At 69.1% G+C, this 22716-nt stretch carries 15 protein-coding genes and 4 pseudogenes; 3 read left to right on the top strand and 16 right to left on the bottom strand.

All coding sequences use genetic code 11. The features are described 5' to 3' along the window. Window positions 1–132: 132 nt before the first annotated feature. From obgE to VS93_RS09065, 15 genes and pseudogenes are all read right to left on the bottom strand, one after another. Window positions 133–1497: a GTPase ObgE gene (gene obgE, locus VS93_RS09135; protein ID WP_046469533.1), complete on the bottom strand. Its 1365-nt coding sequence runs from the start codon at window positions 1495–1497 to the stop codon at window positions 133–135. Window positions 1498–1659: 162 nt separating this feature from the next. Beyond that, entirely contained in the window at window positions 1660–1917 is a 258-nt protein-coding gene (rpmA, locus tag VS93_RS09130) for a 50S ribosomal protein L27 (RefSeq protein ID WP_046469532.1), read from the bottom strand. Window positions 1918–1931: 14 nt separating this feature from the next. Further along, window positions 1932–2243 carry a 50S ribosomal protein L21 gene (gene rplU / locus VS93_RS09125; RefSeq protein ID WP_046469554.1) on the bottom strand — a complete coding sequence of 104 codons (312 nt, stop codon included), beginning with the start codon at window positions 2241–2243 and terminating at the stop codon, window positions 1932–1934. Window positions 2244–2488: 245 nt separating this feature from the next. Next, a complete protein-coding gene (locus VS93_RS09120) occupies window positions 2489–5347 on the bottom strand; it encodes an Rne/Rng family ribonuclease (protein WP_046469531.1) in 2859 nt (952 codons plus the stop codon). Between the two features lie 154 nt (window positions 5348–5501). After that, window positions 5502–6293 (bottom strand): TIGR03936 family radical SAM-associated protein, encoded by a 792-nt coding sequence (locus tag VS93_RS09115; RefSeq protein ID WP_046469530.1) that lies wholly within the window; start codon window positions 6291–6293, stop codon window positions 5502–5504. Between the two features lie 563 nt (window positions 6294–6856). Further along, a complete protein-coding gene (locus VS93_RS09110; RefSeq protein ID WP_046469529.1) occupies window positions 6857–8791 on the bottom strand; it encodes a TIGR03960 family B12-binding radical SAM protein in 1935 nt (644 codons plus the stop codon). 126 nt (window positions 8792–8917) lie between these two features. Further along, a pseudogene (gene rodA / locus VS93_RS09105) lies at window positions 8918–10098 on the bottom strand (rod shape-determining protein RodA). 29 nt (window positions 10099–10127) lie between these two features. Continuing rightward, a pseudogene (mrdA, locus tag VS93_RS09100) lies at window positions 10128–12306 on the bottom strand (penicillin-binding protein 2). Window positions 12307–12314: 8 nt separating this feature from the next. Beyond that, window positions 12315–12860 carry a rod shape-determining protein MreD gene (gene mreD, locus VS93_RS09095; protein WP_046469528.1) on the bottom strand — a complete coding sequence of 182 codons (546 nt, stop codon included), beginning with the start codon at window positions 12858–12860 and terminating at the stop codon, window positions 12315–12317. Continuing rightward, window positions 12857–13789, bottom strand: a complete 933-nt coding sequence (gene mreC, locus VS93_RS09090; protein WP_046469527.1) for a rod shape-determining protein MreC — start codon at window positions 13787–13789, stop codon at window positions 12857–12859. Before mreC ends, mreD begins: the two co-directional genes overlap by 4 nt. A 1-nt stretch (window position 13790) precedes the next feature. After that, entirely contained in the window at window positions 13791–14828 is a 1038-nt protein-coding gene (gene mreB, locus VS93_RS09085; RefSeq protein WP_173434283.1) for a rod shape-determining protein, read from the bottom strand. Window positions 14829–15034: 206 nt separating this feature from the next. After that, entirely contained in the window at window positions 15035–15442 is a 408-nt protein-coding gene (ndk, locus tag VS93_RS09080; RefSeq protein ID WP_046469526.1) for a nucleoside-diphosphate kinase, read from the bottom strand. A 139-nt stretch (window positions 15443–15581) separates the two neighbouring features. Next, on the bottom strand, window positions 15582–15971 hold the full coding sequence (locus tag VS93_RS09075; RefSeq protein WP_046469525.1) for a DUF4233 domain-containing protein: 390 nt from the start codon (window positions 15969–15971) through the stop codon (window positions 15582–15584). Window positions 15972–15973: 2 nt separating this feature from the next. Further along, window positions 15974–17320: a bifunctional folylpolyglutamate synthase/dihydrofolate synthase gene (locus VS93_RS09070; RefSeq protein WP_046469524.1), complete on the bottom strand. Its 1347-nt coding sequence runs from the start codon at window positions 17318–17320 to the stop codon at window positions 15974–15976. 46 nt (window positions 17321–17366) lie between these two features. Beyond that, window positions 17367–18584, bottom strand: a complete 1218-nt coding sequence (locus tag VS93_RS09065; protein WP_046469523.1) for an RNA-guided endonuclease InsQ/TnpB family protein — start codon at window positions 18582–18584, stop codon at window positions 17367–17369. A 78-nt stretch (window positions 18585–18662) separates the two neighbouring features. On the opposite strand from VS93_RS09065, the gene VS93_RS09060 reads away from it, so the two are divergent. Then, window positions 18663–18866, top strand: a complete 204-nt coding sequence (locus tag VS93_RS09060; RefSeq protein ID WP_046469522.1) for a helix-turn-helix transcriptional regulator — start codon at window positions 18663–18665, stop codon at window positions 18864–18866. 109 nt (window positions 18867–18975) lie between these two features. Beyond that, window positions 18976–20207, top strand: a pseudogene (locus tag VS93_RS09055) (hypothetical protein). Window positions 20208–20324: 117 nt separating this feature from the next. Here VS93_RS09055 and VS93_RS09050 read toward each other — a convergent pair. Next, a pseudogene (locus VS93_RS09050) lies at window positions 20325–21772 on the bottom strand (LVIVD repeat-containing protein). A gap of 246 nt (window positions 21773–22018) precedes the next feature. Here VS93_RS09050 and VS93_RS09045 point away from each other — a divergent pair. Further along, on the top strand, window positions 22019–22708 hold the full coding sequence (locus VS93_RS09045) for a DUF305 domain-containing protein (protein ID WP_046469521.1): 690 nt from the start codon (window positions 22019–22021) through the stop codon (window positions 22706–22708). Window positions 22709–22716: the final 8 nt, after the last annotated feature.

Raw genomic sequence — 22716 nt, 5'->3', positions numbered from 1 at the left:
CGCCGGGCTCTCCTCGGCGGCGGGACCTCTGGTCGCTTCCTGTCCTGTTTCTCCGTGTGCGGTCTGCACGCCCTTACTACACCCCATCTGCCGTGGCACCCATCGGGCTGGAAAGCAGGGCCCCGCGCGGCGTCAGCCCAGTCGGGAGTCGGTACCGCGCGGGCCGGTCGGGACTTCGCCGGCGCCCACGGACGGGTCCCAGTCGAACACCACGGAATCGTCCTCGTCGCCGATGTAGACCTCGGCGTCGATGGTCGCGCCCGCCTTGGCCAGCTGGTCCTCGATACCGATGCGGTTGAGCCGGTCGGCGAGGTAGCCCACCGCCTCGTCGTTGGCGAAGTCGGTCTGGCGTACCCACCGGGCGGGCTTGTCGCCGCGGACTCGGAAGGTGTTGTTCCCCAGCGGGACGATCTCGAACGGTGTCTCGCCGATCTCCCGCGGCCGCAGGACGACGCGGGTCGGCTCGGGTGCGGGCCGCTCCGCGCGCGCCGCCTCGACCTGCTCAGCCATGGCGAAGGCGAGGTCGCGCAGGCCTTCGCGGGTGGCCGCGGAGACCGGGATCACCCGCATGCCCCGCTCCTGGAGCATCGGTGCGACGAGCTCGGCGAGCTCCCGCCCCTCGGGGACGTCCACCTTGTTGAGGACGGCGATGCGCGGCCGGTCCGACAGGTCGATCTCGGTGCCCTCCGCGTAGGCGGCCAGCTCCGCCTCAAGCACGTCCAGGTCGCTGACGGGATCGCGGCCCTGCTCGTAGGTCGCGCAGTCGAGCACGTGCACCAGTGTCGAGCAGCGCTCCACATGGCGCAGGAACGCCAGCCCCAGCCCCTTCCCCTCACTCGCGCCGGGGATCAGGCCGGGCACGTCGGCCACGACGAACTGGGTGGCTCCGGCCTCGACCACACCGAGGTTGGGGACCAGCGTGGTGAACGGGTAGTCGGCGATCTTGGGGCGGGCCGCGGACAGGGCCGCGATCAGCGAGGACTTGCCGGCGCTGGGGAACCCCACCAGCCCAACGTCGGCGATGGTCTTGATCTCCAGCCGGACGTCGAGGACCTCGCCCTCCTCGCCCTTGAGCGCGAAACCGGGCGCCTTACGGCGGGGCGAGGCCAGCGCGGCGTTGCCGAGGCCGCCATTGCCGCCTCGGGCGATGACGAGCCGGGTCCCCGCGCCGACGAGATCGGCGATGAGTTCGCCGCCCGTTCCCGTGACGACCGTGCCATCGGGTACCGGCAGCACCAGGTCGGCGCCCTCGGCCCCGTTGCGGTGCGAGCCCTGTCCCGGGCGTCCGTTGGTCGCCTTGCGGTGCGGGCGGCGCTGGTACTCCAGCAGCGTGGCGGTGTTCGGATCGACCTCCAGGACGACGTCGCCGCCCTTGCCTCCGTTACCGCCATCGGGTCCGCCGAGGGGCTTGAACTTCTCCCGGTGCACGGAGGCGCAACCGTGCCCGCCGTCGCCGGCCTTGATGTGCAAGACCGCCTCGTCGACGAAGTCCGGCATGTGTGCCTCCCCTGCGGGCATCCCCGCTGATACCGACGCCGCCGCTGCGCGGCTTCCGGCGTCGGGACTCTTAAGACTATGCGGTCGGACACGCGCAGGGCGGGCCAGTACCCCTGGCCCGCCCTGCGCGTTGCGCCATCCGCGTGTTCGCGCCGCCGGCCGCTACTCCGCGGCCGGGACGATGTTCACGGATTTGCGGCCGCGCCGGCTGCCGAACTCCACCTGGCCCGCCACGAGAGCGAACAGGGTGTCGTCGCCGCCGCGGCCGACGTTGTCACCGGGGTGGAAACGGGTCCCGCGCTGGCGGACGAGGATCTCGCCGGCCTTGACGCGCTGACCGCCGAAACGCTTGACGCCGAGCCGCTTAGCGTTGGAGTCGCGCCCGTTGCGGGTGTTGGACGCGCCCTTCTTGGTTGCCATGCCGAGCCCCTCCCCTACTTCGCCGCGATACCGGTCACGCGGACCTTGGTGTACCGCTGGCGGTGCCCCAGGCGACGCTTGTAACCGGTCTTGTTCTTGTACTTCATGATGTTGATCTTGGGGCCCTTGGCCTCGCCGAGGACCTCGGCGGTGACCTTGTAACCGCTCAGCTCGGATGCCTGGCTGATGACCTTGCCGCCGTCGACGACAAGCAGCGGCTCCCAGGTCACCGTCGAACCGGTCTCCTCGGAGACCCTGTCGATGTCCAGGACGTCATCGACGGACACCTTCTCCTGTCGGCCGCCCGCTCGCACGATCGCGTACACCGGGGAACTCTCTTCCTGCTCGTGGATCATCCCCGCGTGGGCGGGGACCGAAATGCGCTCAAAAACGACCGCGGATCCGCTCGCCTCCGGTGGAGGGATCGAGGATCGTAAGGTTCGTAAGGTCTCGGGCGCGCGAACCTTGGGGGCGCGCCGACGCACCACCCCTCAGATTACCACCCTCCGCCTAGCGGGGAGCACGTCCCGACATGGCCGGGCCGGACCGCTACCGGCCCGGCCCCGAACCGCTATCCCGCCTCGACCACCGCAGACGCCGATTCGGAGGCGACCCCGCTGGTTTTGGACCGCCGAGTGCGCCGCCTGCGGGGGCGCTCGGCCGCGGTCTCGGCGTCGCCGGTTCCCCCCGCCTCATCGGAGGGCGCGGACTCCGCCGCGTCCCCGGCCGCGGGCTCGGCGGCCTCCCCGTCCTTCTTCGTCTTGCGGGTCGACTTCTTGGCGGCGGTCTTCTTGGTCGCCGCCTTCGTGCCCTTCGCACCCTTGGCGGCCGTCCCGGCCTCCGCAGGCGCCGCCTCGGACGGGGGAGCCGCGTCCTGCGCCGCGGTCTCCTTGCCCCCCGGTCCGGCCGCACCGCCGGACCGCTCCTCGGCGGCCGACTCCTCCGCCTTGTCCACCGCGTCACCGGAGTCGGACTTCCCGCTCCTGCCGTTCTTGTCCGAACCGCTCTTGGCCTTCTTCTTCCGGCCGTTGGCGCCCGCGCCCGCTCCACCGCCGGTACCGCTCTTGGAGTCGACCGGCTCCGTGGAGAGCACCACACCGCGGCCGTTGCAGCTCTCGCAGGTGTGCGAGAACGCCTCCAGCAGCCCCTGGCCGACGCGCTTGCGCGTCATCTGCACCAGGCCGAGCGAGGTGACCTCGGCCACCTGGTGCTTGGTGCGGTCGCGGGACAAGCATTCGAGCATCCGGCGCAGCACGAGGTCGCGGTTGCTCTCCAGCACCATGTCGATGAAGTCGATCACGATGATGCCGCCGATGTCGCGCAGCCGGAGCTGGCGGACGATCTCCTCGGCCGCCTCCAGGTTGTTCTTGGTGACCGTCTCCTCGAGATTGCCGCCCTGCCCGGTGAACTTCCCGGTGTTGACGTCGATGACGGTCATCGCCTCGGTGCGCTCGATGATCAACGAGCCGCCGCTGGGCAGCCACACCTTGCGCTCCAGCGCCTTGGCGATCTGCTCGTCGACCCGGTACGCCTCGAAGACGTCGCGGTCCCCGTCCCAGTTCGTGAGCCGCTCGGCCAGGTGCGGGGCGACGTAGTCCACGTACTCCCGGACCGTGCTCCACGCCTCCTCGCCGGAGACCACAAGGCTCGCGAAGTCCTCGTTGAAGACGTCGCGCACCACCCGGACGGTGAGGTCGGGCTCGCTGCTCAGCAATGAGGGCGCGCTCGCCGACTTCGACTTGCGCTTGATCGACTCCCACTGCGAGGCGAGGCGGGAGATGTCGCGCTCCAGCTCCTCCTCGCTGGCCCCTTCGGCGGCGGTACGGACGATGACACCGGCGTTCTCCGGCATCACCTTCTTCAGGATCTGTTTGAGCCGCGCGCGCTCCTTGTCGGGCAGCTTGCGGCTGATGCCGGTCATGGAGCCGTCGGGCACGTACACCAGGTAGCGGCCGGGCAGGCTGATCTGGCTCGTCAGCCGCGCACCCTTGTGGCCGAGCGGGTCCTTGGTGACCTGGACCAGCACCGACTGGCCGGACTTGAGCACGGACTCGATGCGCTTGGGCTGGCCCTCAAGGCCGGAGGCGTCCCAGTTCACCTCACCGGCGTAGAGCACGGCGTTGCGCCCCTTGCCGATGTCGACGAACGCCGCCTCCATCGACGGCAGGACGTTCTGCACCCGGCCCAGGTAGACGTTGCCCACGTAGGACTTGTGTGTGGCGCGGTCCACGTAGTGCTCGACGAGGACGTCGTCCTCGAGCACCGCGATCTGCGTCCGCTCGCCAACGCGCCGGATCACCAGGTCGCGCTGCACGGACTCGCGCCGGGCCAGGAACTCCGACTCGGTGATGATCGGCGTGCGGCGGCGCCCCTGCTCGCGTCCCTCACGGCGGCGCTGCTTCTTGGCCTCCAACCGTGTGGAGCCCTTGACCGACTGGACCTCGTCCTCGATCGGTTTCTCCTGGCGCGGCTCGCGCACCTTCACGATCGTGTTCGGCGGGTCGTCGCCCTCCGAGGCGGGCTCGGCCGCCTCGCCGCCGGACCGCCGCCGGCGGCGGCGCCGGCGGCGGCTGCCCCGGCTCTGCTCTCCTTCGTCTTCATCGGTGTCGCCGGAGGAGGCGGCCGTCTCCTCCATGGCGGCCTCACCCGCCGGCTCCGCGGCCTGCTCGGTACTGGAGTCGTCCTCCACCGCATGGTCGGCGGTGGTCGCCTCAGCGCTCTCCTCGCCGGTCCGCGACTTGCCGCGCCCCCTGCCCCCGCGGCGCCGCCGCCGGCGCGACGGGCGTTCGTCGTCGGAGGACTCGTCCCCGTCCGCGTAGTCCTCTTCCTCGGCGGACGTGACCGCGGCAGGTTCCTCTCCGATGCCGTCGGCGGGCCCGCTGGCCGCCGCCTGTGCCACAGGCGGCTGGAACAGCACCATAGGCGGCTGGAAGGCACCCGAGACGCCGCTCTCCGAGCTCTCGGGCGCCTCTTCGCGGGCGTCCTCGAAGACAGGGGCGCTCTCAGCGGTTGACCCGCCGGCCGCCCTATCGCGCTCGGCCGGCGCGGACTCCTCCGCTGCCGGTTCGTCCTCGGGGCCGTTCTCGGTCCCGGCCGTGCGGACGCGGGCGCGGGGCGCCTTGGCCACGCGCGTACGCTCGCCGCCCTTCGCCCCCTCCGCGTCCGTCGATTCGGACACCTCGGGCTCCGGCTCGGCCTCCACGTCTCCCGCGATGGTGGTCAGTGGCTTACCGGAGTCGGTGGCCACCGGCTCCGGTTCCGGCGGGGGTCCCGCGGACCGTATGCCGCCGCTGCGCTTGGCGGGCGCGCTGACCTTTACTTCGCCTGTCTGGGGCGCGGCCACTGTGAGAGGCCGGGCTGCGTTCGCATCCGTCGTTTCAGTTGTACCCGCGGTGCCGTCTGCACCGCTGCTGGGCTCGTTTTCGAGCATCCGGGCGGTCTCCCGTCAGAGTTCCCGGGCGCGGCACCGGCCGATTGGCCACCGCCGCTGCGCGCGAGAACCGTCGTTGCTAGGTCGGTCCCGGTAGCACCGTGATGCCACCTGGGCAAAGTCCGTAATCATCGCCCGCGCTCCCCAAGGAATTTCACGCATCGGGTGAACTCCGCGCGAGCGAGGACGGCCGCGGTGTGTCCTCCGCGCGTCCGGCCGGATCCGCCTGTGTCGCCCCCCTGCCGGGTGTGGCTCGTTCTCGTCCAACGCTCTGGACAGCCGCGTCGTCCGCGGCGAACGGATCGGCGATCGCGCCGAACGCTTCGTCAAAGGGCCCCTGCGCCAGCCGGGTCACCATCGGGGGCGACGGCGGCGCGAGGCCGGCCACCTGACGAAGGCCGGTCACCACGTCGTCCGGTCGTACGGCAGGTGTGGTGTGCCGAACGACCATTCGAAGTATGGCATATGTCTCATGTTGTTCCCTTGCGGCACGCCCCTCCGCTTCCAAACGGACGACGGCCCCACGGGTGTCGAAGCGGCGGCGGCCCTTCTTGGTGAGCCGCTCCACCTCGACCGTTTCGGCCGCGAGGAACGCGGCCACTGCCGTCCGGGCGTCATCAGGGGTGACGCCCGGCATCTCCACCTGCCACTCCGATACTTCCAGACGGTCGGCCAGCCCACCCGTCTCGGCCACCACGACATCGGTGACGTCGATGCCATCGGGCATCGCGTCATCGAGCCGGGCTCGCACCAGCCCGGGATCGCGGTACTCGGCCAGGGTAAGTTCGAAATACTCCGCGAGACTGGCCACCCCGGTAGGGGCGGCACCCGCATAGGAGATCTTCGGGTGCGGCGTGAACCCCGCTGAGAAGGCTACGGGAACCCCGGCTCTGCGAAGGGCCCGCTCCAATGCGCGGGCGATGTCGCGATGGCTCGCGAACCTCATACGGCCGCGCTTGGCATAACGTACGCGCAGCCGCTGTCCGGGCTTTCCAGCGGAGGGCGAGGTGGTGCCCTCAGGTGCGGGGGGCAGCGCTACTCCTTTCGTCGATGGCTCCCGGCCGGGTGCGCCGATTCGTCCCAAACGCACCGACCTGGGAAATGCACGTCCATATTCAGCGTACGGTGCCCGCCGGGTATCGCGCGCCACCAGTTCGTGCTGCGGACCGTTCCGGGCGTAGCGCGGGCGGCTCGGCCGCTGACTTGACGACAGGAACACCGTGACGGACAGCACACGTAGATGCTCTTCCCCCCGGACAGAAAGTTGAAAAGCACCCACCCTGTTGAATCAGCCACGCCCCTCACCAGCGACTTCAGACAGCTACACCCCGCTGACCTGCTCTTATGCCACACACAGAAACTCTTTAGAGAATTCTCGCTTCCATGCAAACCAACGGAAGGGGCTACCCGTCCAACTACACGTATGGCCCGGCGCGAGCGGGGCGCCGGGCCATACCACCACGTATCCGCGCTACCGGGGGCGGATCGCGCCCCCGGTCCACACCGTTCTCAGAGCACCGTCAGCGGCAGCCGCTTGGACGCATCGGTCGGGCCGATCTGGATCTCGGTCCCCATGCTCGGGCAGACCCCGCAGTCGTAGCACGGGGTCCACCGGCAGTCGTCGACCTCCACCGACTCCTCGCCGTGCAGGGCATCCTGCCAGTCCCGCCACAGCCAGTCGCGGTCCAGTCCGGCGTCGAGGTGGTCCCAGGGCAGCACTTCGTCGCGCTCCCGCTCCCGCACCGTGAACCAGTCGAGATCGACCCGCTCGCCGGCGAGCGCCTTCTCGGCGCACTCATGCCACCGCTCGTAGGAGAAGTGCTCGCTCCAGCCGTCGAACCGGCCCCCGGCACGCCACACCTCCTCGATGACGCGCCCCACCCGGCGGTCACCGCGGGACAGCAGCCCCTCGATGATGGACGGGCGCCCCTCGTGGTAGCGCAGCCCGATTGACTTGCCGTACCGGCGGTCCGAGCGCAGCGCCTCCTTGAGCCGGCGCAACCGGGAGTCGACGACCTCGTACGGAGTCTGCCCGGTCCACTGGAACGGGGTCTGCGGCTTGGGCACGAACCCGCCGATGGAGACCGTGCAGCGGATGTCCTTGCGGCCGCTGACCTCGCGCCCGGTCCTGATGACCTCCTTGGCGAGGTCGGCGATGGCCAGGACGTCCTCGTCCTCCTCGGTCGGCAGGCCGCACATGAAGTACAGCTTGACCTGACGCCAGCCGGCCTCGTAGGCGGCGGTGACAGTGTGGATGAGGTCGGCTTCGGTGACCATCTTGTTGATGACCCGGCGCATCCGCTCGCTGCCGCCCTCGGGGGCGAAGGTCAGACCGGAGCGGCGGCCGTTGCGGGTGAGCTCGTTGGCCAGGTCGATGTTGAACGCGTCGACCCGGGTGGAGGGCAGCGACAGCCCGGTATTGGTGCCCTCGTACTTGTCGGCCAGCCCCTTGGCGATGTCGCCGATCTCGCTGTGGTCGGCGCTGGACAGCGAGAGCAGCCCCACCTCCTGGAACCCCGAGGAGTCCACACCGCGCTCGACCATCCGGGAGACGGTCTCCTTGCTGCGCTCCCGCACCGGACGGGTGATCATCCCGGCCTGGCAGAACCGGCAGCCCCGGGTGCAGCCGCGGAAGATCTCCACGCTGTACCGCTCGTGCACGGATTCGGCGATCGGCACGATCGGATTCTTCGGGTAGGGCCAGTCGTCCAGGTCCATGACGGTGTGCTTCTGCACGGTCCACGGCACACCGGAGCGGTTCGGGGTGTAGGAGCCGATCCGGCCGTCGGGCAGGTAGTCGACATCGTAGAAGCCCGGCACGTACACCCCGCCGCCGCTCGCCAGCCGCAGCAGCAGGCCGTCGCGACCACCGGGACTCCCCTCGCGCTTCCACTCGCGGATGACCTCGGTGATGGCCAGCGCGATCTCCTCGCCGTCGCCCAGCACCACGGCGTCGACGAAGTCGGCGATCGGCTCGGGGTTGAACGCCGCGTGCCCGCCGGCCAGCACGATCGGGTGGTCATCCGTGCGGTCGGCGGAGTGCACGGGGATACCGGCCAGGTCCAGCGCGGTGAGCAGGTTGGTGTAGCCCATTTCACTCGCGAAGCTGACGCCCAGGATATCGAAGGCGCCGACAGGGCGGTGGGCGTCCACGGTGAACTGCGGGATCCCGTGTCCGCGCATGAGTTCTTCCATGTCGGACCAGACAGCGTAGGTCCGTTCGGCCAGAACTCCCTCGCGCTCGTTCAGCACCTCGTAGAGGATCTGGACGCCCTGGTTCGGAACACCCACCTCGTAGGCGTCGGGATACATCAGGGCCCAGCGGACCTCGCTGGCGTCCCAGTCCTGGGCGACGGAGTTGAGTTCGCCGCCCGCGTACTGAATCGGCTTCTGCACGCTGGGCAGCAGGGCCTCCAGTCGCGGAAAGACGGATTCGACGGGCATGGAACGCGCCTCCGGATCGGGCGGGTAACGGATGATCTGGTGCGTGCCCGGATCAGGGCAGACCTTTCTTCAGGGTAATGGGCACGGCGGTGCCCCCGCTCACGCGTACTCTCTCCGCGCGGAGGCTCATTCGAACCCGCGGTCGCGGGCGTGGATGGCCAGAACGAGTCCGACGGCGATGAAACCGGCGATGGTAGCGGTTCCGCCGTAGGACACGAACGGCAGCGGAAGACCCGTGATCGGTGCGATCCCCAGGGTCATTCCGATGTTGACGAATGCCTGGAAGGCGAACCACGCCGCCACACCGATGCAGACAAGCCGCGCGTAGGGCTGCTCGCACCCTGCTGCCACACCCAGCATGCGCCAGATGACGAGGGTCATCAGGGCGATGATGAACACGCCCCCGATGAAGCCCAGTTCCTCGGCCGCGACCGTGAAGATGAAGTCGGTGTGCTGTTCGGGCACGAACCGGCCGCTGGTCTGCTCGCCCTGGAACAGTCCGGTCCCCTCGAAGCCGCCGGATCCCACCGCGATGATCGCCTGGTTCGCGTTGTATCCCCGGCCCTGCGGGTCGGCGGTGGGGTCCATCAGTGTCGTGACCCGGGCCAACTGGTACGGCTGGAGCAGGTCGAACCACCACACGCAGAACGCCGCGACCACACCGCAGCCGAGCATCCCGACGATCCAGCGCACCGGTGCACCCGATATCGCCAGCATCGCCAGGAAGATCACACCCAGGACCAGGCCGGTCCCCAGATCGGGCTGCATCATGACCATCGCCATGGGCACCGCGAGCGCGGCCAGGCTGAACAGCACGTCACGGCTCGTGGGCGCGTGCTCCCCGTCCCTGGGCTCGCCGAGCAGCATGGCGACGCCCAATATGAGCGCGACCTTGAGGATCTCGCTGGGCTGTGCCTGCAGACCGCCGACGACGATCCAGCCCCGGGAACCGTTGATCACCGCCCCGAGAGGCGTGAACACCAGCATCAACCGGCTAGGGAGAGCAGGTACACGATCGGGGCATAGGCCCGCGGCGCCCGGTAGTCCACGGCGGCCACGAGCATGCAGCAGAGCGCGGCCACCCCCAGGTGCATCAGATGCCGCTCGACGTAGCCCATGGCCACGTCGGGTTCGCCGGGGGTGTGGGTGGACGTCCACACCAGCAGCGTCCCCAGCGCCGATAGCGCGATCACCGCCGACACCAGCACCCAGTCCACCCGGCGCCGGGTGCCGGCGGTGAGGATCCTCCCAGCATGGCTGCGCCAGGTCGCCCGCTGGATGGGCGGACTCGTGTAGTAGGCCGTCATCTTCCGTCCCCAGGGTTCGCAGCGATGGCTCAGTCCGACTCGCCGGGAGCGACGATGGACCCGTCCGGACGGACCGTCGGCAGCTCCTCCGGCGGTTTCCCGCCAGGTATCGCGGGATCGCGCTCATCCTGGTCGCCGTCGCCGTCCTCGCCGTCGTCACCCTCCTCGTCCTCCTCGTCCTCGGACGGGGAGAACCCGTAGATCCCGTCGTAGATCTCACGGACGACCGGGGCGGCCGCCCCGCCGCCGGTACCGCCCTGGGAGATCAGCACGACGACGGCGAACTGCGGATCGCCAGCGGGGGCGTAGGAGCGAACCAGGCCGACTCCTTCTTCCGGTGCCGGTGGCTGTCCCGGTCTTCCCCGCGACGGGTACCTCGTCCAACGGGAAGCCGTTGAACGCTCCCTGAGCGGTCCCCGACTTAGGCACGTCGGCGAGCGCGGACTGCAGGTACTCAAGGGTCTTGTCGCTGACCGGCAGCTCCTCGGAGGCGCCCGCCTCGATCTCCTCCGATTCGGTGCCATCGGCCGAGACGAACGCCTTTCCCACCTTCGGCTGGTGCAGCGTGCCGCCGTTGGCGATGGCCGCGTAGGCTCGCGCGAGCTGTATCGGGGTGACCACCAGGTCGCCCTGGCCGATCGAGAAGTTGACGGCGTCGCCGGCCCGCCACCGGAAACCGTCGGTGCACTGCTCCTCGGCGACCTGCTTCAGGTAGGCCGCGTGCTCGGGATCCTCCTCCTCGACCCCCGGGTAGCCCTCCTCAGCGCGCTTGCAGGTGTCCTCGCGGGTGGCCTCCCAGTACTCCTGCTTCCATTCGCGGTCCGGGACGCGCCCGGCGCCCTCGTTCGGCAGGTCGATCCCCGTGGGCTCGCCGAACCCGAAGTCGTGCGCCATGTTCGTCATGGCGTCCTCGGGTTCTCCCTCGGGGGAGGACCCGCCGTCGTCCTTCCACATGTCGTAGGCCATCTGGTAGAAGACGGTGTTGCAGGAGACCACGATGGCGCGGTGCAGGCTCAGGCTGCCGTGGGCGCTGCCCTCGTAGTTCTGGAAGGAGCGGTTCCCGACCGAGATGGAGCTCGGGCAGGAGAAGTCGTCGTCGAGGGAGACGCCGTTCTCGGCCTCGACACCGGCCGCCAGTGTGGCGACCTTGAACGTCGATGCCGGAGGGAACTGGCCCTGCAGCGCCCGCGAGGTCAGCGGTTCTCCGGCGTCCTCGCTCAGCAGCTTGTCGTAGGTCTCCTGGTCGATGCCGCCGTCCCACACCGACGGATCGTAGGTGGGCATGCTGGCTATGGAGATGACGTTGCCGGTCTTGACGTCGAGCACCACACTGGCCGCCGAGTCCGCCGGGTACCCGTTGTCCTCGGCCCGCTCCATGCCCTTGGCGAGGGCCTTCTCGGAGATCTGCTGGACGCGTTCGTCGATACTGGTCACCAGGTGCTTCCCCGGAACAGAAGGGGCCTCGGAGACCACGCCGGTCACGTCGCCCTTGCTGTTGACCGCGTACCTGCGCGCTCCGGAGGCCCCGCGCAGCTCCTCGTCGTAGACGGCCTCAAGCCCGTCGCGGCCCACGTGGTCGATCCCGGTGAACTGGGTTCGCAGATCCTCGCGCTCGTCCAGCTCCTCCTGCGTCACGGGCTGGAGGTATCCCAGGAGCTGTGCGGCGCGGTCGCCCATGGGGTAGTCGCGGACGGAGTGCTGCTGCGCGGAGATGCCGGGGAACTTCTCCTGGCGCTCCACGATCTGCATCGCGAGCTCGGGCCGCACGTCCTCGGCCAGCGTGATGGGCTGGTAGGGCGAGCCCGGCCAGCAGGGTCGGCTTACCTCGGGGCCGCACAGCCGCGTACGCTGCCGGATGTCCTCGAACGGGATATCGAGGACCTCGGCGACGTCGCGCAGGACCTCGTCGCCGCCGTCCGGAGCGCGCTGCAGCTTGTGGTAGTCGGCGGAGACGACGAGTTCGGTGCGGTTGCGCACCAGTGGTCGCCCCTCCGCGTCGAGGATCTGGCCGCGGGTCGCGGGAACGACGAGCTCCTGCACGTGGTTGGCCGCCGCCAGGCTCTGGTAGTGATCGGCCATCGGGATCTGGAGGTACCACAACCGCATGGTGAGCACCGCCGCCAGCGAGATGACGAGCACCTGCACCACCACCAGCGGGAGCCAGCCGGGCCGCCTGGGACCGTGGTCATACTGTCCCCTGCGCCTCATGAGCCGTCTCACAGCCGTACCCCCCCACTGACCCACGAGGCGTCGGTGATATCGGGGAACTCGTTCTTGGAGAGGTAGCGCCGCAGCTTCAGCACCGGAGCCAGCAGCAGTGGACTCACCAGCACGGTCATACCGGCGTAGAGGGGGACGTAGAACAGGAAGGTCGCCACGCCCACCCGCGGGTCGCCCAGCACCAGACCGACGAGGGCGAAGCCGAGCCCGACACCGAAGGCCGCCCCGAAGGCCACCAGGTACGGCCACAGCCGCGAGTGTCGGGGGGAATCCCGCAGCCGGCCCACCAGGTAGCCGCCCAGGCACAGCACCAGGGCGTAGCGGCCGATCTCGTGGTCGGCCGGCGGCAGGACGTCGAGGGCCAGTCCGGTGGAGAACCCTGCGACGGCGCCGCCCACCGGGGTGGAGCCGAGGGCGACCGCCACGACGGCGAGCACCACCAGGTCCGGCCCCATCCCCCATGGCAGTGGAAGCCTGTTGATGGCCGCGACCTGCACCAGAACCGCGAACACCAGGAGCAGGACCGTCGTCAGCCCTTTCATTCCTCGTCCTCCGCCCCGTCGTCTCGGGGCGCCTGGGCCGCGTCCTCGTCGGGCTTGGGCGGCAGCACCGAGTCGCGGGGATCCCTCTCGGGTTCGCTGACGACCACGCCGACGATGTTCAGCGAACCGATGTCGACCGCGGGGGTGACCTCCGCCGTCCGGGTAAGCGCACCCGGCGTGTCCTGGACCTCCTTGACCGTGCCGACCGGGACGCCCGGCACGAACGGGGTGCCGCCGTGCGAGCCCATAGTGACGAGCCGCTCCCCCGAAGACACGCTCGCGTCGGCGTCCAGCAGCTCGAACCGGATCGACGAGGACTCGTCGAGGGACCGCGCCGTCCCGTGCGCTATGCCCATTTCGCTCGCCCCTTCCAGGCGGGCTCCGACGGAGGAGGCCCCGTCCGTGAGCAGCAGGACGGTCGCGGTCTTCGTTCCGACCCGCAGGACACGGCCGACGAGCCCGTCGCCGTTGACGACGGTCATGTCCGGCTCGATCCCGTCGCGCTCTCCGACGTCAAGGGTGATCGTGTCCGAGAAGCCCTGCGAGTCCACCCGGGTCACCGCTTGCGCGGGCACGATCTCGTAGCCGCCCAGGCCGGAGAGGTGCAGCAGCTCTTCCAGTTCCGCTGAGCGCTGCTCGTCGAGATCGCGCGCTTCGAGCTCGGCGGTGAGTTCGCGGTTCCGCTCCTCCAGTTCGTCGATGCGCTCGCGCGCGTTCGGGGCCGCCGTGAGAGCCCGGTAGGCGTCGCCTACCGGGCTCGTAGCGGCGGAGACCCCGGCGGAGACCGGGGTGAAGACCATCTCGCCCGCCGCGCGGGCGCCGTCGGTGACGAAAGCGGTGTCCTCCCGAGAGTCCAGAACTACCAGGGCGCACGAGACGACGAGCAGGACGGTGAGGACAAGCCGCTGCCGAGGGGCGCCGCGCCGCATCTCAGCGCTGCCGTTCCGGGACGAGAACCTGGTGAAGCCGGTCGTAGTTCTCCACGCACGTGCCCGAACCGATGGCCACAGAGTCCAGCGCGTTCTCCGCGAGGTGAATGGGCATCCCCGTCTCGTGGCGCAACCGCTCCTCCAACCCGCGTAGCAGGGCGCCGCCCCCGGTCACGGCGATACCGCGGTCCATGATGTCGCCTGAGAGCTCCGGGGGGCACTTGTCGAGCGTGGTGCGGACCGCGTCGATGATCGAGGAGACCGGCTCCTCGATGGCCTGCCGGACGTCGGCGGCCGAAAGCACCACGGTCTTGGGCAGACCGCTGATGAGGTCGCGGCCGCGCACTTCGGCGTGCAGCTCCTCCCCGCCCGTGGGATACGCCGAGCCGATCGCGAACTTCAGCTCCTCGGCGGTGCGCTCCCCGATCATCAGCGAGTGCTCCTTCTTGATGAAGATGCTGATCGCCTGGTCCAGCTCGTCGCCGCCGACACGGATCGACTGGGACGTCACGATGCCGCCCATGGAGATCACCGCGACCTCGGTGGTCCCGCCTCCGATGTCGACGACCATGTTGCCGGTCGGGTCGTGCACCGGAAGCCCCGCGCCGATGGCGGCGGCCATGGGTTCCTCGATGATCGAGACGCGGCGGGCCCCGGCCTGGTAGCCGGCTTCCTTCACGGCGCGGTGCTCGACGGAGGTGATCCCGCTCGGCACGGCGACGACGAGGCGCGGTTTGGCGAAGTGCCGGCGCCGGTGGATCTTCTGGATGAAGTAGCGCAGCATGCGCTCGGTGATCTCGAAGTCGGCGATGACACCGTCCTTGAGTGGGCGCACGGCCGTGATGTTGCTCGGCGTACGGCCGATCATCTGCTTCGCCTCGATACCGACCGCAACGATCTTGCCCGTGGACGTGTTGAGCGCGACGACCGATGGTTCGTTCAGGACAACGCCTCGGCCCCGTACGTACACCAAGGTGTTGGCAGTACCGAGATCGACCGCCATATCACGGCCGAGAAAGGCGAGATTGTTCTTGCTCATGAAACGTCCTCATCGGCACCAATCGGGTGCACTATGCCAGGGCGGTCAATACGAGCTCGTTCCAGCACGTATGCGGATTCAGCACTCGCATCGTAACTCTCGGCGTTCACCTAGCTACGCAAACACACCGGATCGTTACGGCCTCCGTGGACGCAAAAAGCGCCGGGGTTCCCCGGCGCACCGATTCCTCCGGTCGGCGGCCGAGGTCAGTCCAGCTCGGGGAAGAACAGCTTGATCTCGCGCTCGGCGGAGTGGGTGGAATCCGAGCCGTGCACGATGTTCTGCTGCACCTCCAGCGCGAAGTCACCGCGGATCGTGCCGGGGGCGGCGGCAATCGGGTCGGTAGCGCCGGCCAGCGCCCGGAACGCCTCGACGGCACGCTCGCCCTCGACCACCATAGCCACCAAAGGACCGCCGGTAATGAACTCGACGAGCGAGTCGAAAAACGGACGCTCGGAGTGTTCCTCGTAGTGCTTCTTGGCGGTGCCGCTGTCGAGCGTACGCAGGTCCATCGCGACGATGCGCAGGTCTCTGCGCTCGATCCGGGAGATGATCTCGCCGATGATGTTGCGACGCACGCCGTCGGGCTTGATCAGAACAAGGGTGCGCTCCACGTCAGTTGTCTCCCTCGGCTGCTGGAAGTCGGGTGAACGGGTACCGGTTTCGGCAGGATCATCACTGGGAAACCGCAACCGGCTGTCCGTAACCTTACCGCTTAGCGCGCCTTATCCGGGCGAGTTACGGGCATAACGGCTAGCGTTGCGCGGCGCTTTCGTCCTTGTCGCCCTCTTCGCTGCCCCCGGTCTCGGGGGCCGCCTCCCGCTCCGCGGCCTGCCGCAGCGCGTCCGTCCGGGTCCCCACGACGATGGCGGCGATCCACAGGCCGGCGAAGATCACGCCCAGAACGACCAGGCCCGGAACCAGGAACCCGCTGGTCACCAGCGCCATCTGCAGCACCCACCCGGCATAGTACGCCCAGCGGAAGCGCTGCAGGGCGGCGAGCAGCAGCGCGGCCACGGCCAGCCCGCCCCAGACTCCTCCCGCCAGGGCCGGGGAATGGCCGCCGAGCTGGATGGCGACCGGCACCGCCAGGCCGATGACGACGGCCTCGAACGCGAGCACCACCGCGCACAGCGTACGCATCGCTATTCCCCTTTCATCAGGTGGCGGGCATCGCCGGCGGTGACGACCGAACCTGTGACGAGTACACCGGCGCCGCCGAACTCGTCGGTCTCCTCAGAAAGGGTGACGGCCCTGTCGATGGCGTCGTCCATGCGCGGAGCGACGTGCACCCGCTCTGCCCCGAAGATACTCTCGGCGACTTCGTGCAGCTCCTCCGGCCGCAGGCTGCGCGGCGAGGAGTTGCGGGTCACCACGACCTCGGTGAGCAGCGGTTCGAGCGGTTCGAGGATGCCCTCGACGTCCTTGTCGGCCATGATCGCCACGACCCCGACGAGCCGGGTGAAGGAGAACGCCTCCTCCACGGTCTCCACCGACGCCGCCATCCCCGCGGGGTTGTGCGCGGAGTCGATCAGCACAGTGGGGCTGCGCCGCACAACCTCCAACCGCCCGGGGGAGTCGACCCCGGACAGCGCGGAACCGATCAGCTCCGGGTCGAGCCGGTCGTCCCCCTCGACCGGCGCGGCGAAGGCCTCGACGGCGGCGACCGCTACGGCGGCGTTCCCGGCCTGGTGCGCTCCGAACAGCGGCAGGAAAAGGTCCTCGTACGCGGCGCGCAGCCCTTTCAGCGCAAGACTCTGGCCGCCGACGGCGACGTCGCGGTGCGCCACCCCGAACTCCAGCCCCTCGCGGGCCACCCGCGCGCCGACCTCGGAGACGTGCCGCATCAGCACCTCGGCGGCGGCCAGCGGCTGCTGGGCGAGCACCGCGATCGAACCGGGCTTGATGATGCCCGCCTTCTCCTCGGCGATGCCCTCGACGGTGTCGGGCAGGAACTCGGTGTGGTCGATGGCGATGGGGGTGACAACGGCGACGTCGGCGTCGACGACATTGGTGGCGTCCCAGGAGCCGCCCATACCGACCTCCACCACCGCGACATCCACCGGCGCGTCGGCGAACGCCGCGTAGGCCATGGCCGTCAGCACCTCGAAGAACGACAGTGCCACGTCACCGCCGGCGTCGACCATCTCGACATAGGGGCGGATGTCCTCGTAGACCTCGACGAACCGCTCCTCGGAGACGGGTTCGCCGTCCACGACTATGCGTTCGCGCATGGTACTCAGATGCGGGCTGGTATAGCGCCCCACGCGCAGGTGCCGCTCCCGCAGCAGGGCGTCGATCATCCGCGCGGTGGAGCTCTTGCCGTTCGTCCCCGTCAGATGGATGATCCGGTAATTGCGCTGCGGATCGCCGAGCAGATCCATGAGCTCGCGGATCCGGTCGGTCGAAGGGTCGATGTCGGTCTCGACACGGCGGGCGCTGATCTCGGCCGCGACCTGCGCGTACCGTCCGCGGGGGCTGCTCTTACTCACTTGACGTCCTTCCCACGGTTAAAGCCGGGGGATTCCTCCTGCGCACTCATCGTGCACTCCGGTGGGTTCCTGCTTCGGCGACCTGCGCCACCCCGAAGGGCGGTCTTACCTGGTCTCCACAGGCGTTTTGTCTCTCCGCCCGTCCGGCGGCGAGGATGTTGTGTGCGGCATTGTGGTCGCGGTCCAACGCAAGCCCGTACCCGCACCGGTAGATCCGGGCGGACAAGGGCATCTCCTGCAACGCCCCGCACCGCGAACACAGTTTGGTGCTGGGGTGGAACCGGCCGATCGTGACCACGGTGCGCCCGTACCGGGCGGCCTTGTACTGCAGTAGGGACATGAACCGGCCCCATGAGACCTCGTGCACCGACCTGGCCAGCCGGGACCGGGCCAGGCCCTTCACGCTCAGGTCTTCGAGGTAGATCGCTTGGCTCTCGCGGATCATCCTCGTGGTGACCTTGTGCAGCCAGTCGGCTCGCGTGTCGGTGACCTTGGCGTGCAGGCGGGCGACCCGTGCGTGTGCTTTGGCCCGGTTGGCCGACCCTTCCTGTTTGCGAGACAGGGCGCGTTGGGCCTTCTTCAAGCGCCGTTCGGCTCGGCGCAGCACGCGCGGGTTGTCGATCACCCGTCCACGCTGGTCGGTGGCGAACGCGTTCAGCCCCAGGTCGAGGGCAAGTTCCACGTCGCCGTGCTTATCCACGACCGCGGGAAGGTGCTCGCCGTGGTTGTCGGGGTCGGTCTCGACCACGAACGAAGCGAAGTACCGGCTGTCGGCGGTCTTGATGACCGTGACCGAGGTCGCAGCCGAGGGTAGGTCACGCGACCAAGCCACGCGCACATCCCCGATACGGGCGAGATTCAAGCGCCCATTGTCCCGGACACGAAACCCGCCCGAATGCAGGCGGATGGCCTGCCGGTGATCCTTGCGGGAGCGGAACCGAGGGGCTCCCATGCGGGCACCGCGCCGGTGTCCGTTGAAGGAGGCGAAGAAGTTGCGATACGCAGTCTCGGCATCCCGGGCGGCCTGCTGGAGCACGATGTTGGACACCTCGCTCAGCCACGCGCGTTCAGGGGTCTTCTTCGCCTCGGTGATCAGCTTCTTCTGAAGCGCCCCACCGGAGGGGGGTTTCTCCCCGGCCCGGTGGGCCTGGTCGCGTGCGGCGACGAAGTCGTTGAATACGACCCGGGCGTACCCGAATGCGCGGGCGAGCGCGACGCACTGCCCGGGAGTGGGGTAGAGCCGGTACCGGTATCTGAGCCGCATCCCACACCCCCGATCGAGTACCTGAACCACCCCGAATTTACCAGTAGTTGAACTACTGTTCGCCGTTACCGTGGACTCATGGACCTGTCCGACTACCTCACTTCTGAGCAGGCCGCGCAGCGGCTCGGTATCCACCGGCAGTCCCTGTACAACCTCGCCAACCGCGACCCCGACTTCCCCCGGCCGACCAAGATCGGCCGCACCTCGCTTTGGCCGATCAAGGAACTTGACGCCTGGCGCGAACGACACCCAGCACGGCGGCACGGCTACCCCCACGCCTAAAGGCAAGGGCCTACACCGCGCAGAACCAACGGTCATGCGCTGGGTCGGTGTGCACACTTCTCCAGCCTACTCATTCGCACGCCGGCCCCGGCCTGCTGTACTGGGAACCATGGCGAGTATCGACGTCTTCTTCCAGGAGTGGCGGGAGCGCCGCCCGGGCCGGCAGCGGAGCCTCTCCCGGGCCGCCGACCTCATGCGCGAGCTGGGGTTTCCCGAGCCGTCCGGCGTTCCCGTCCTCGGGGTCGTGGGCTCCAAGGGCAAAGGGACGACCGCGACCTACGCCTCGGCGCACCTGGCCGCCGCGGGCCTGCGTGTGGTGACGGTCACCGGTCCCAGCTTCCGCGCTCACCGCGAGCGTGTCCGGGTCAACGGGCTCGCCTCCGGCGACGCCGAGATCGCCGCCCTCGCCGAGGAGATCGAGGCCGCGCGCCGCCGGCTGCTCCCCGCGGACGGCGGCTACCTCGCTCCCAGCGGACTGTTCCACATCGCCGGCCTGCTGCGGGCGCGCCGCTAAACGCCGATGCCTGCGTGCTGGAGGCCGGTATGGGCGGCCGCGGGGACGAACTGCGCCTGATCGGTCCGCGCGTGGTCGCGATGGCCAGCGTGTTCGCCGAGCACATCGGCGTCCTCGGCGACACCGTGGCGGAGATCGCCGAGGAGAAGGCGGCCGTGGCCGGCACCGGCACCGAGGCGTTCCTGCGCCTCCCCCAGTCCTCCGAGATCGCGGAGGTCGTCGACCGGATGGTGCGCAAGGTCGCCGCTGAGGGCACCCGGCCGCAGACCGTGCGCCCGCCGGACACCGGCCCGACGGGGTGGACTCCGCCCCACGGCCTCTCCGCCGCCTCGGCCCACCTGGGCGAGGCGGCCGCCCGGCGGCTGCTGGAGCTCCTGGGGCGTCCCCCCGCGGCGCCGCACCGGATCGCGGAGGTGCTGTCCTCCGTGCGTCTCCCGGCACGGCTCTCCCACCACCGGATACCCGGTGCCGAGCTGATCGTGGACTCGGCGATCAACCGCACCGGTGTCGCCGCGGCGATCGCGCACGCCCGGAGGCACTGGGGCGGGATCGACCACGTTCTGCTGTGCCTGCCCGACCACAAGGACGTCGACGGAGCAGCGGCCGAGCTCGACGGACTGCCCGTCACAGCCGTGACACTGGCCGAGGCCCACCTGCGCTTCGGTCACAGGGCACCGGAGCACTGGGGACGCAGGAACGCCGCGAGCCTGACCCCGGAGACGCTCGCGGGACTCGGCGACCGGGTACTGGTGCTGGGCACGGTCTATTTCACCGGCCGGATCCTGGATCTCATCGGCGCCGACACCGAGCGGCTGTTCACCGCATAGAAAAGTGCCGAGAGGGACCGACGGCCTTGGCCCGCCTCCATCGGCCGAGGCCGGAAACGCGATCAGCCCGGCCCACCCCTTCCGGGGTGGGCCGGGCTGCGTGGGCCGGGCGCCGCGTCAGCGGCCGTAGCGCGGTTGGCTCTGCGGGTTGAACTCGTCGTAGGTGACGTCCTCGGCCGGGTCGGTCCGTTTGTCGGTCAGTTTGAGGACGTCGAAGCCCTTCGTGATGTCCGACGAGTAGATGTGGCCGTTGTAGTAGTACGCCGACCAGGAGCCGCCGGTGACCAGGTTCTCGTCTGAGACCGGCCCGCGCTCGAAGTAGCCGATCTCCTTGGGTTTCTTGGACTTGTTGAAGTCCAGGACGGAGACGCCTCCCTGGTACCAGGCCTGCACGAAGAAATCCTTACCGGGCACCGGGATCAGCGATCCGTTGTGGGCCACGCAGTTCTCGGTGTCGGACTGGTGCCGCGGGAGCTTGAAGTAGCCGTCGAACTTCAGCTTCGGCGGCTTCTTGCCCCTGTCGAACTTGCCCTTGACGGAGTAGAAGGCGTTCGCGCCGCGCTCGGGGCCGACCTCCTCGTTGCAGGTGGCCGCGACACCGCCGCCGAGCTCGTCGGTGAAGAACACGGTGGAGGCGTCGTTGCCGAAGGTGGCCGAGTGCCAGAACGCGAAGTTCTCATCCTGCACCTGCTCGATGACCTCGGGTTCGAGCGGGTCGCTGATGTCCATCAGGATCCCGTCGCCCATGCATGCGCCCGCCGCGACGTCGAGTTCGGGGTAGGCCGTGATGTCGTGGCAGCCCTCGGTCGGCCGGAGCAGGCCGTCCTGGTCCTCGTTGCCCCCGTCCGGGAACAGCACCGGGGCGTTGGCGACCTCGGCCGAGGCCGGGTCGCTGCGCGGGACCTCGATGATCGAGATCTTGTCGTGCGGCGGCTGGCAGTTCGGGAAGTCCTCGGAGGGGGCGTAGGACGACACGTAGATGTAGTCGGTCTCGCCGTCCTTGCCCGGGACCAGCGTGTTGGTGTGCGAACCGCAGTCGGTGCGCACCGCCGAGACGTACTGCGGCTGGGTCTTGTCGGAGATGTCGAAGATCCGGATCCCCTCGAAGGCGTCCGGGTCGGCCGGGCTGCTCTCAGGGCTGCCGCACTCTTCCCCCTCGCGCGGGTAGTCCACCGAGAAGTACAGCAGGTCGCCGCTAACCGAGACGTCTCCCTGACCACCCTCGCACAGCACCCGGCTGACGGCCTGCGGGTCGGACGGGGTGGAGATGTCGTAGACGACGAAGCCTTGTAGTTGCCGGCGATGGCGTAGTCACCGGTGAAGGCCAGGTCGGTGCCGGTGGAGCCCGCCCCGTCCAGGGGCGGCTGGTGCGGGACATTCGCCAGGTGCTCGATGTTGTCGCTGGTGACGACCTCGTCCACCGGCGGGATATCGGAGGCGCCGGCCGCGGAGGGCAGGAGCGCCATGCTCAGGGTCAGGGCGGCCGTACCGAGGAGCGCGATCCCAGCGCGCCCCGCTCTTCGACCCGAACCCGGTCTTCTGGATCGTACGGGGGATGTCGGCATGTGAACTCCTTGTCCGGTGCACACCGAAAACATGAAAAAAATACACAGGTCAGTATTCCGGTGTACAGAGGAGCAGAATATTCGGTTTTGTCTTGAACATATTGCCGCAGATCAGCCGGGTAAACTACACACCGTGACAGGAAGGAAACTTTCCTCACCCTGGACAGGGCACCAGGGCAATGATGTAGAACCTGGAGGGAGCACCCAGGAGAAACATCCTCCTGGACTGCGGCGGAAGGAGCGCTCGTGCACCGTTGGGTTCTGGCAGCGGGGGCCGCGACGCTGGTCGCGGTGTCAGCCTGTACGGGATCGGACTCCGCCGAGGGCCCGCCCGTCCTGGACCCCGGTGCGCCGGGGGACTCTCCCTCCCCCGCGAGCGAGGAGCGGCTTGAGTCCGCGGCGGAGGACGGCGGCCACAACGAAGCCGACGTCGAGTACATGGCCAAGATGATCGAGCACCACAAGCAGGCGCTCGAGATGTCCGAACTGGCCGAGGACCGCGCCGAACACGACGGGGTCAAGGGGATCGCCGACCGTATCTCCGTCGCGCAGAGCTCTGAGATCGAGGCGATGGAGGGGTGGCTGGAGACCAACGTCTACGGCCCGGCCAAGGAGAACCCCAACCACCAGAACTACTGCGGGCTCGACGAGGAAGGGACCTCCCACCACGACGAGGACTGCCCCACTGACGTGGACCACTCCGACATGCCGGGGATGGCCACCGAGGCGGAGCTGGCGGAGCTGGCGGAGGTGACCGGGGCCGAGTTCGACGAACTGTTCGTCGAACTAATGGTGGACCACCACGAGGGCGGCGTCTCAATGGCCGAGGACATCCTCGTCGACGGCGACAGCTCCGCGATCCGCACGATGGCCTCTGACGTCATCGCCGAACAGAGGGCCGAGATCGCGCGGATGCGCGGCATGATCGAGGACTGACGCTCCTG

It is taken from the genome of Allosalinactinospora lopnorensis (genome assembly GCF_000981225.1).
Lineage (GTDB): Bacteria > Actinomycetota > Actinomycetes > Streptosporangiales > Streptosporangiaceae > Allosalinactinospora > Allosalinactinospora lopnorensis.
This window is presented reverse-complemented; position numbering and strand designations above follow the sequence as displayed.

What these genes read in the sequence shown, in the direction of transcription:
- VS93_RS09065 (WP_046469523.1), bottom strand. Translation starts at nt 18,584, where the DNA reads ATGCGGCTCAGATACCGGTACCGGCTCTACCCCACTCCCGGGCAGTGC.
- obgE (WP_046469533.1), bottom strand. Translation starts at nt 1,497, where the DNA reads ATGCCGGACTTCGTCGACGAGGCGGTCTTGCACATCAAGGCCGGCGAC.
- VS93_RS09075 (WP_046469525.1), bottom strand. Translation starts at nt 15,971, where the DNA reads ATGCGTACGCTGTGCGCGGTGGTGCTCGCGTTCGAGGCCGTCGTCATC.
- VS93_RS09110 (WP_046469529.1), bottom strand. Translation starts at nt 8,791, where the DNA reads ATGCCCGTCGAATCCGTCTTTCCGCGACTGGAGGCCCTGCTGCCCAGC.
- mreC (WP_046469527.1), bottom strand. Translation starts at nt 13,789, where the DNA reads ATGCGGCGCGGCGCCCCTCGGCAGCGGCTTGTCCTCACCGTCCTGCTC.
- rpmA (WP_046469532.1), bottom strand. Translation starts at nt 1,917, where the DNA reads ATGGCAACCAAGAAGGGCGCGTCCAACACCCGCAACGGGCGCGACTCC.
- mreB (WP_173434283.1), bottom strand. Translation starts at nt 14,828, where the DNA reads ATGAGCAAGAACAATCTCGCCTTTCTCGGCCGTGATATGGCGGTCGAT.
- VS93_RS09060 (WP_046469522.1), top strand. Translation starts at nt 18,663, where the DNA reads ATGGACCTGTCCGACTACCTCACTTCTGAGCAGGCCGCGCAGCGGCTC.
- VS93_RS09115 (WP_046469530.1), bottom strand. Translation starts at nt 6,293, where the DNA reads ATGAGGTTCGCGAGCCATCGCGACATCGCCCGCGCATTGGAGCGGGCC.
- VS93_RS09120 (WP_046469531.1), bottom strand. Translation starts at nt 5,347, where the DNA reads ATGCTCGAAAACGAGCCCAGCAGCGGTGCAGACGGCACCGCGGGTACA.
- mreD (WP_046469528.1), bottom strand. Translation starts at nt 12,860, where the DNA reads ATGAAAGGGCTGACGACGGTCCTGCTCCTGGTGTTCGCGGTTCTGGTG.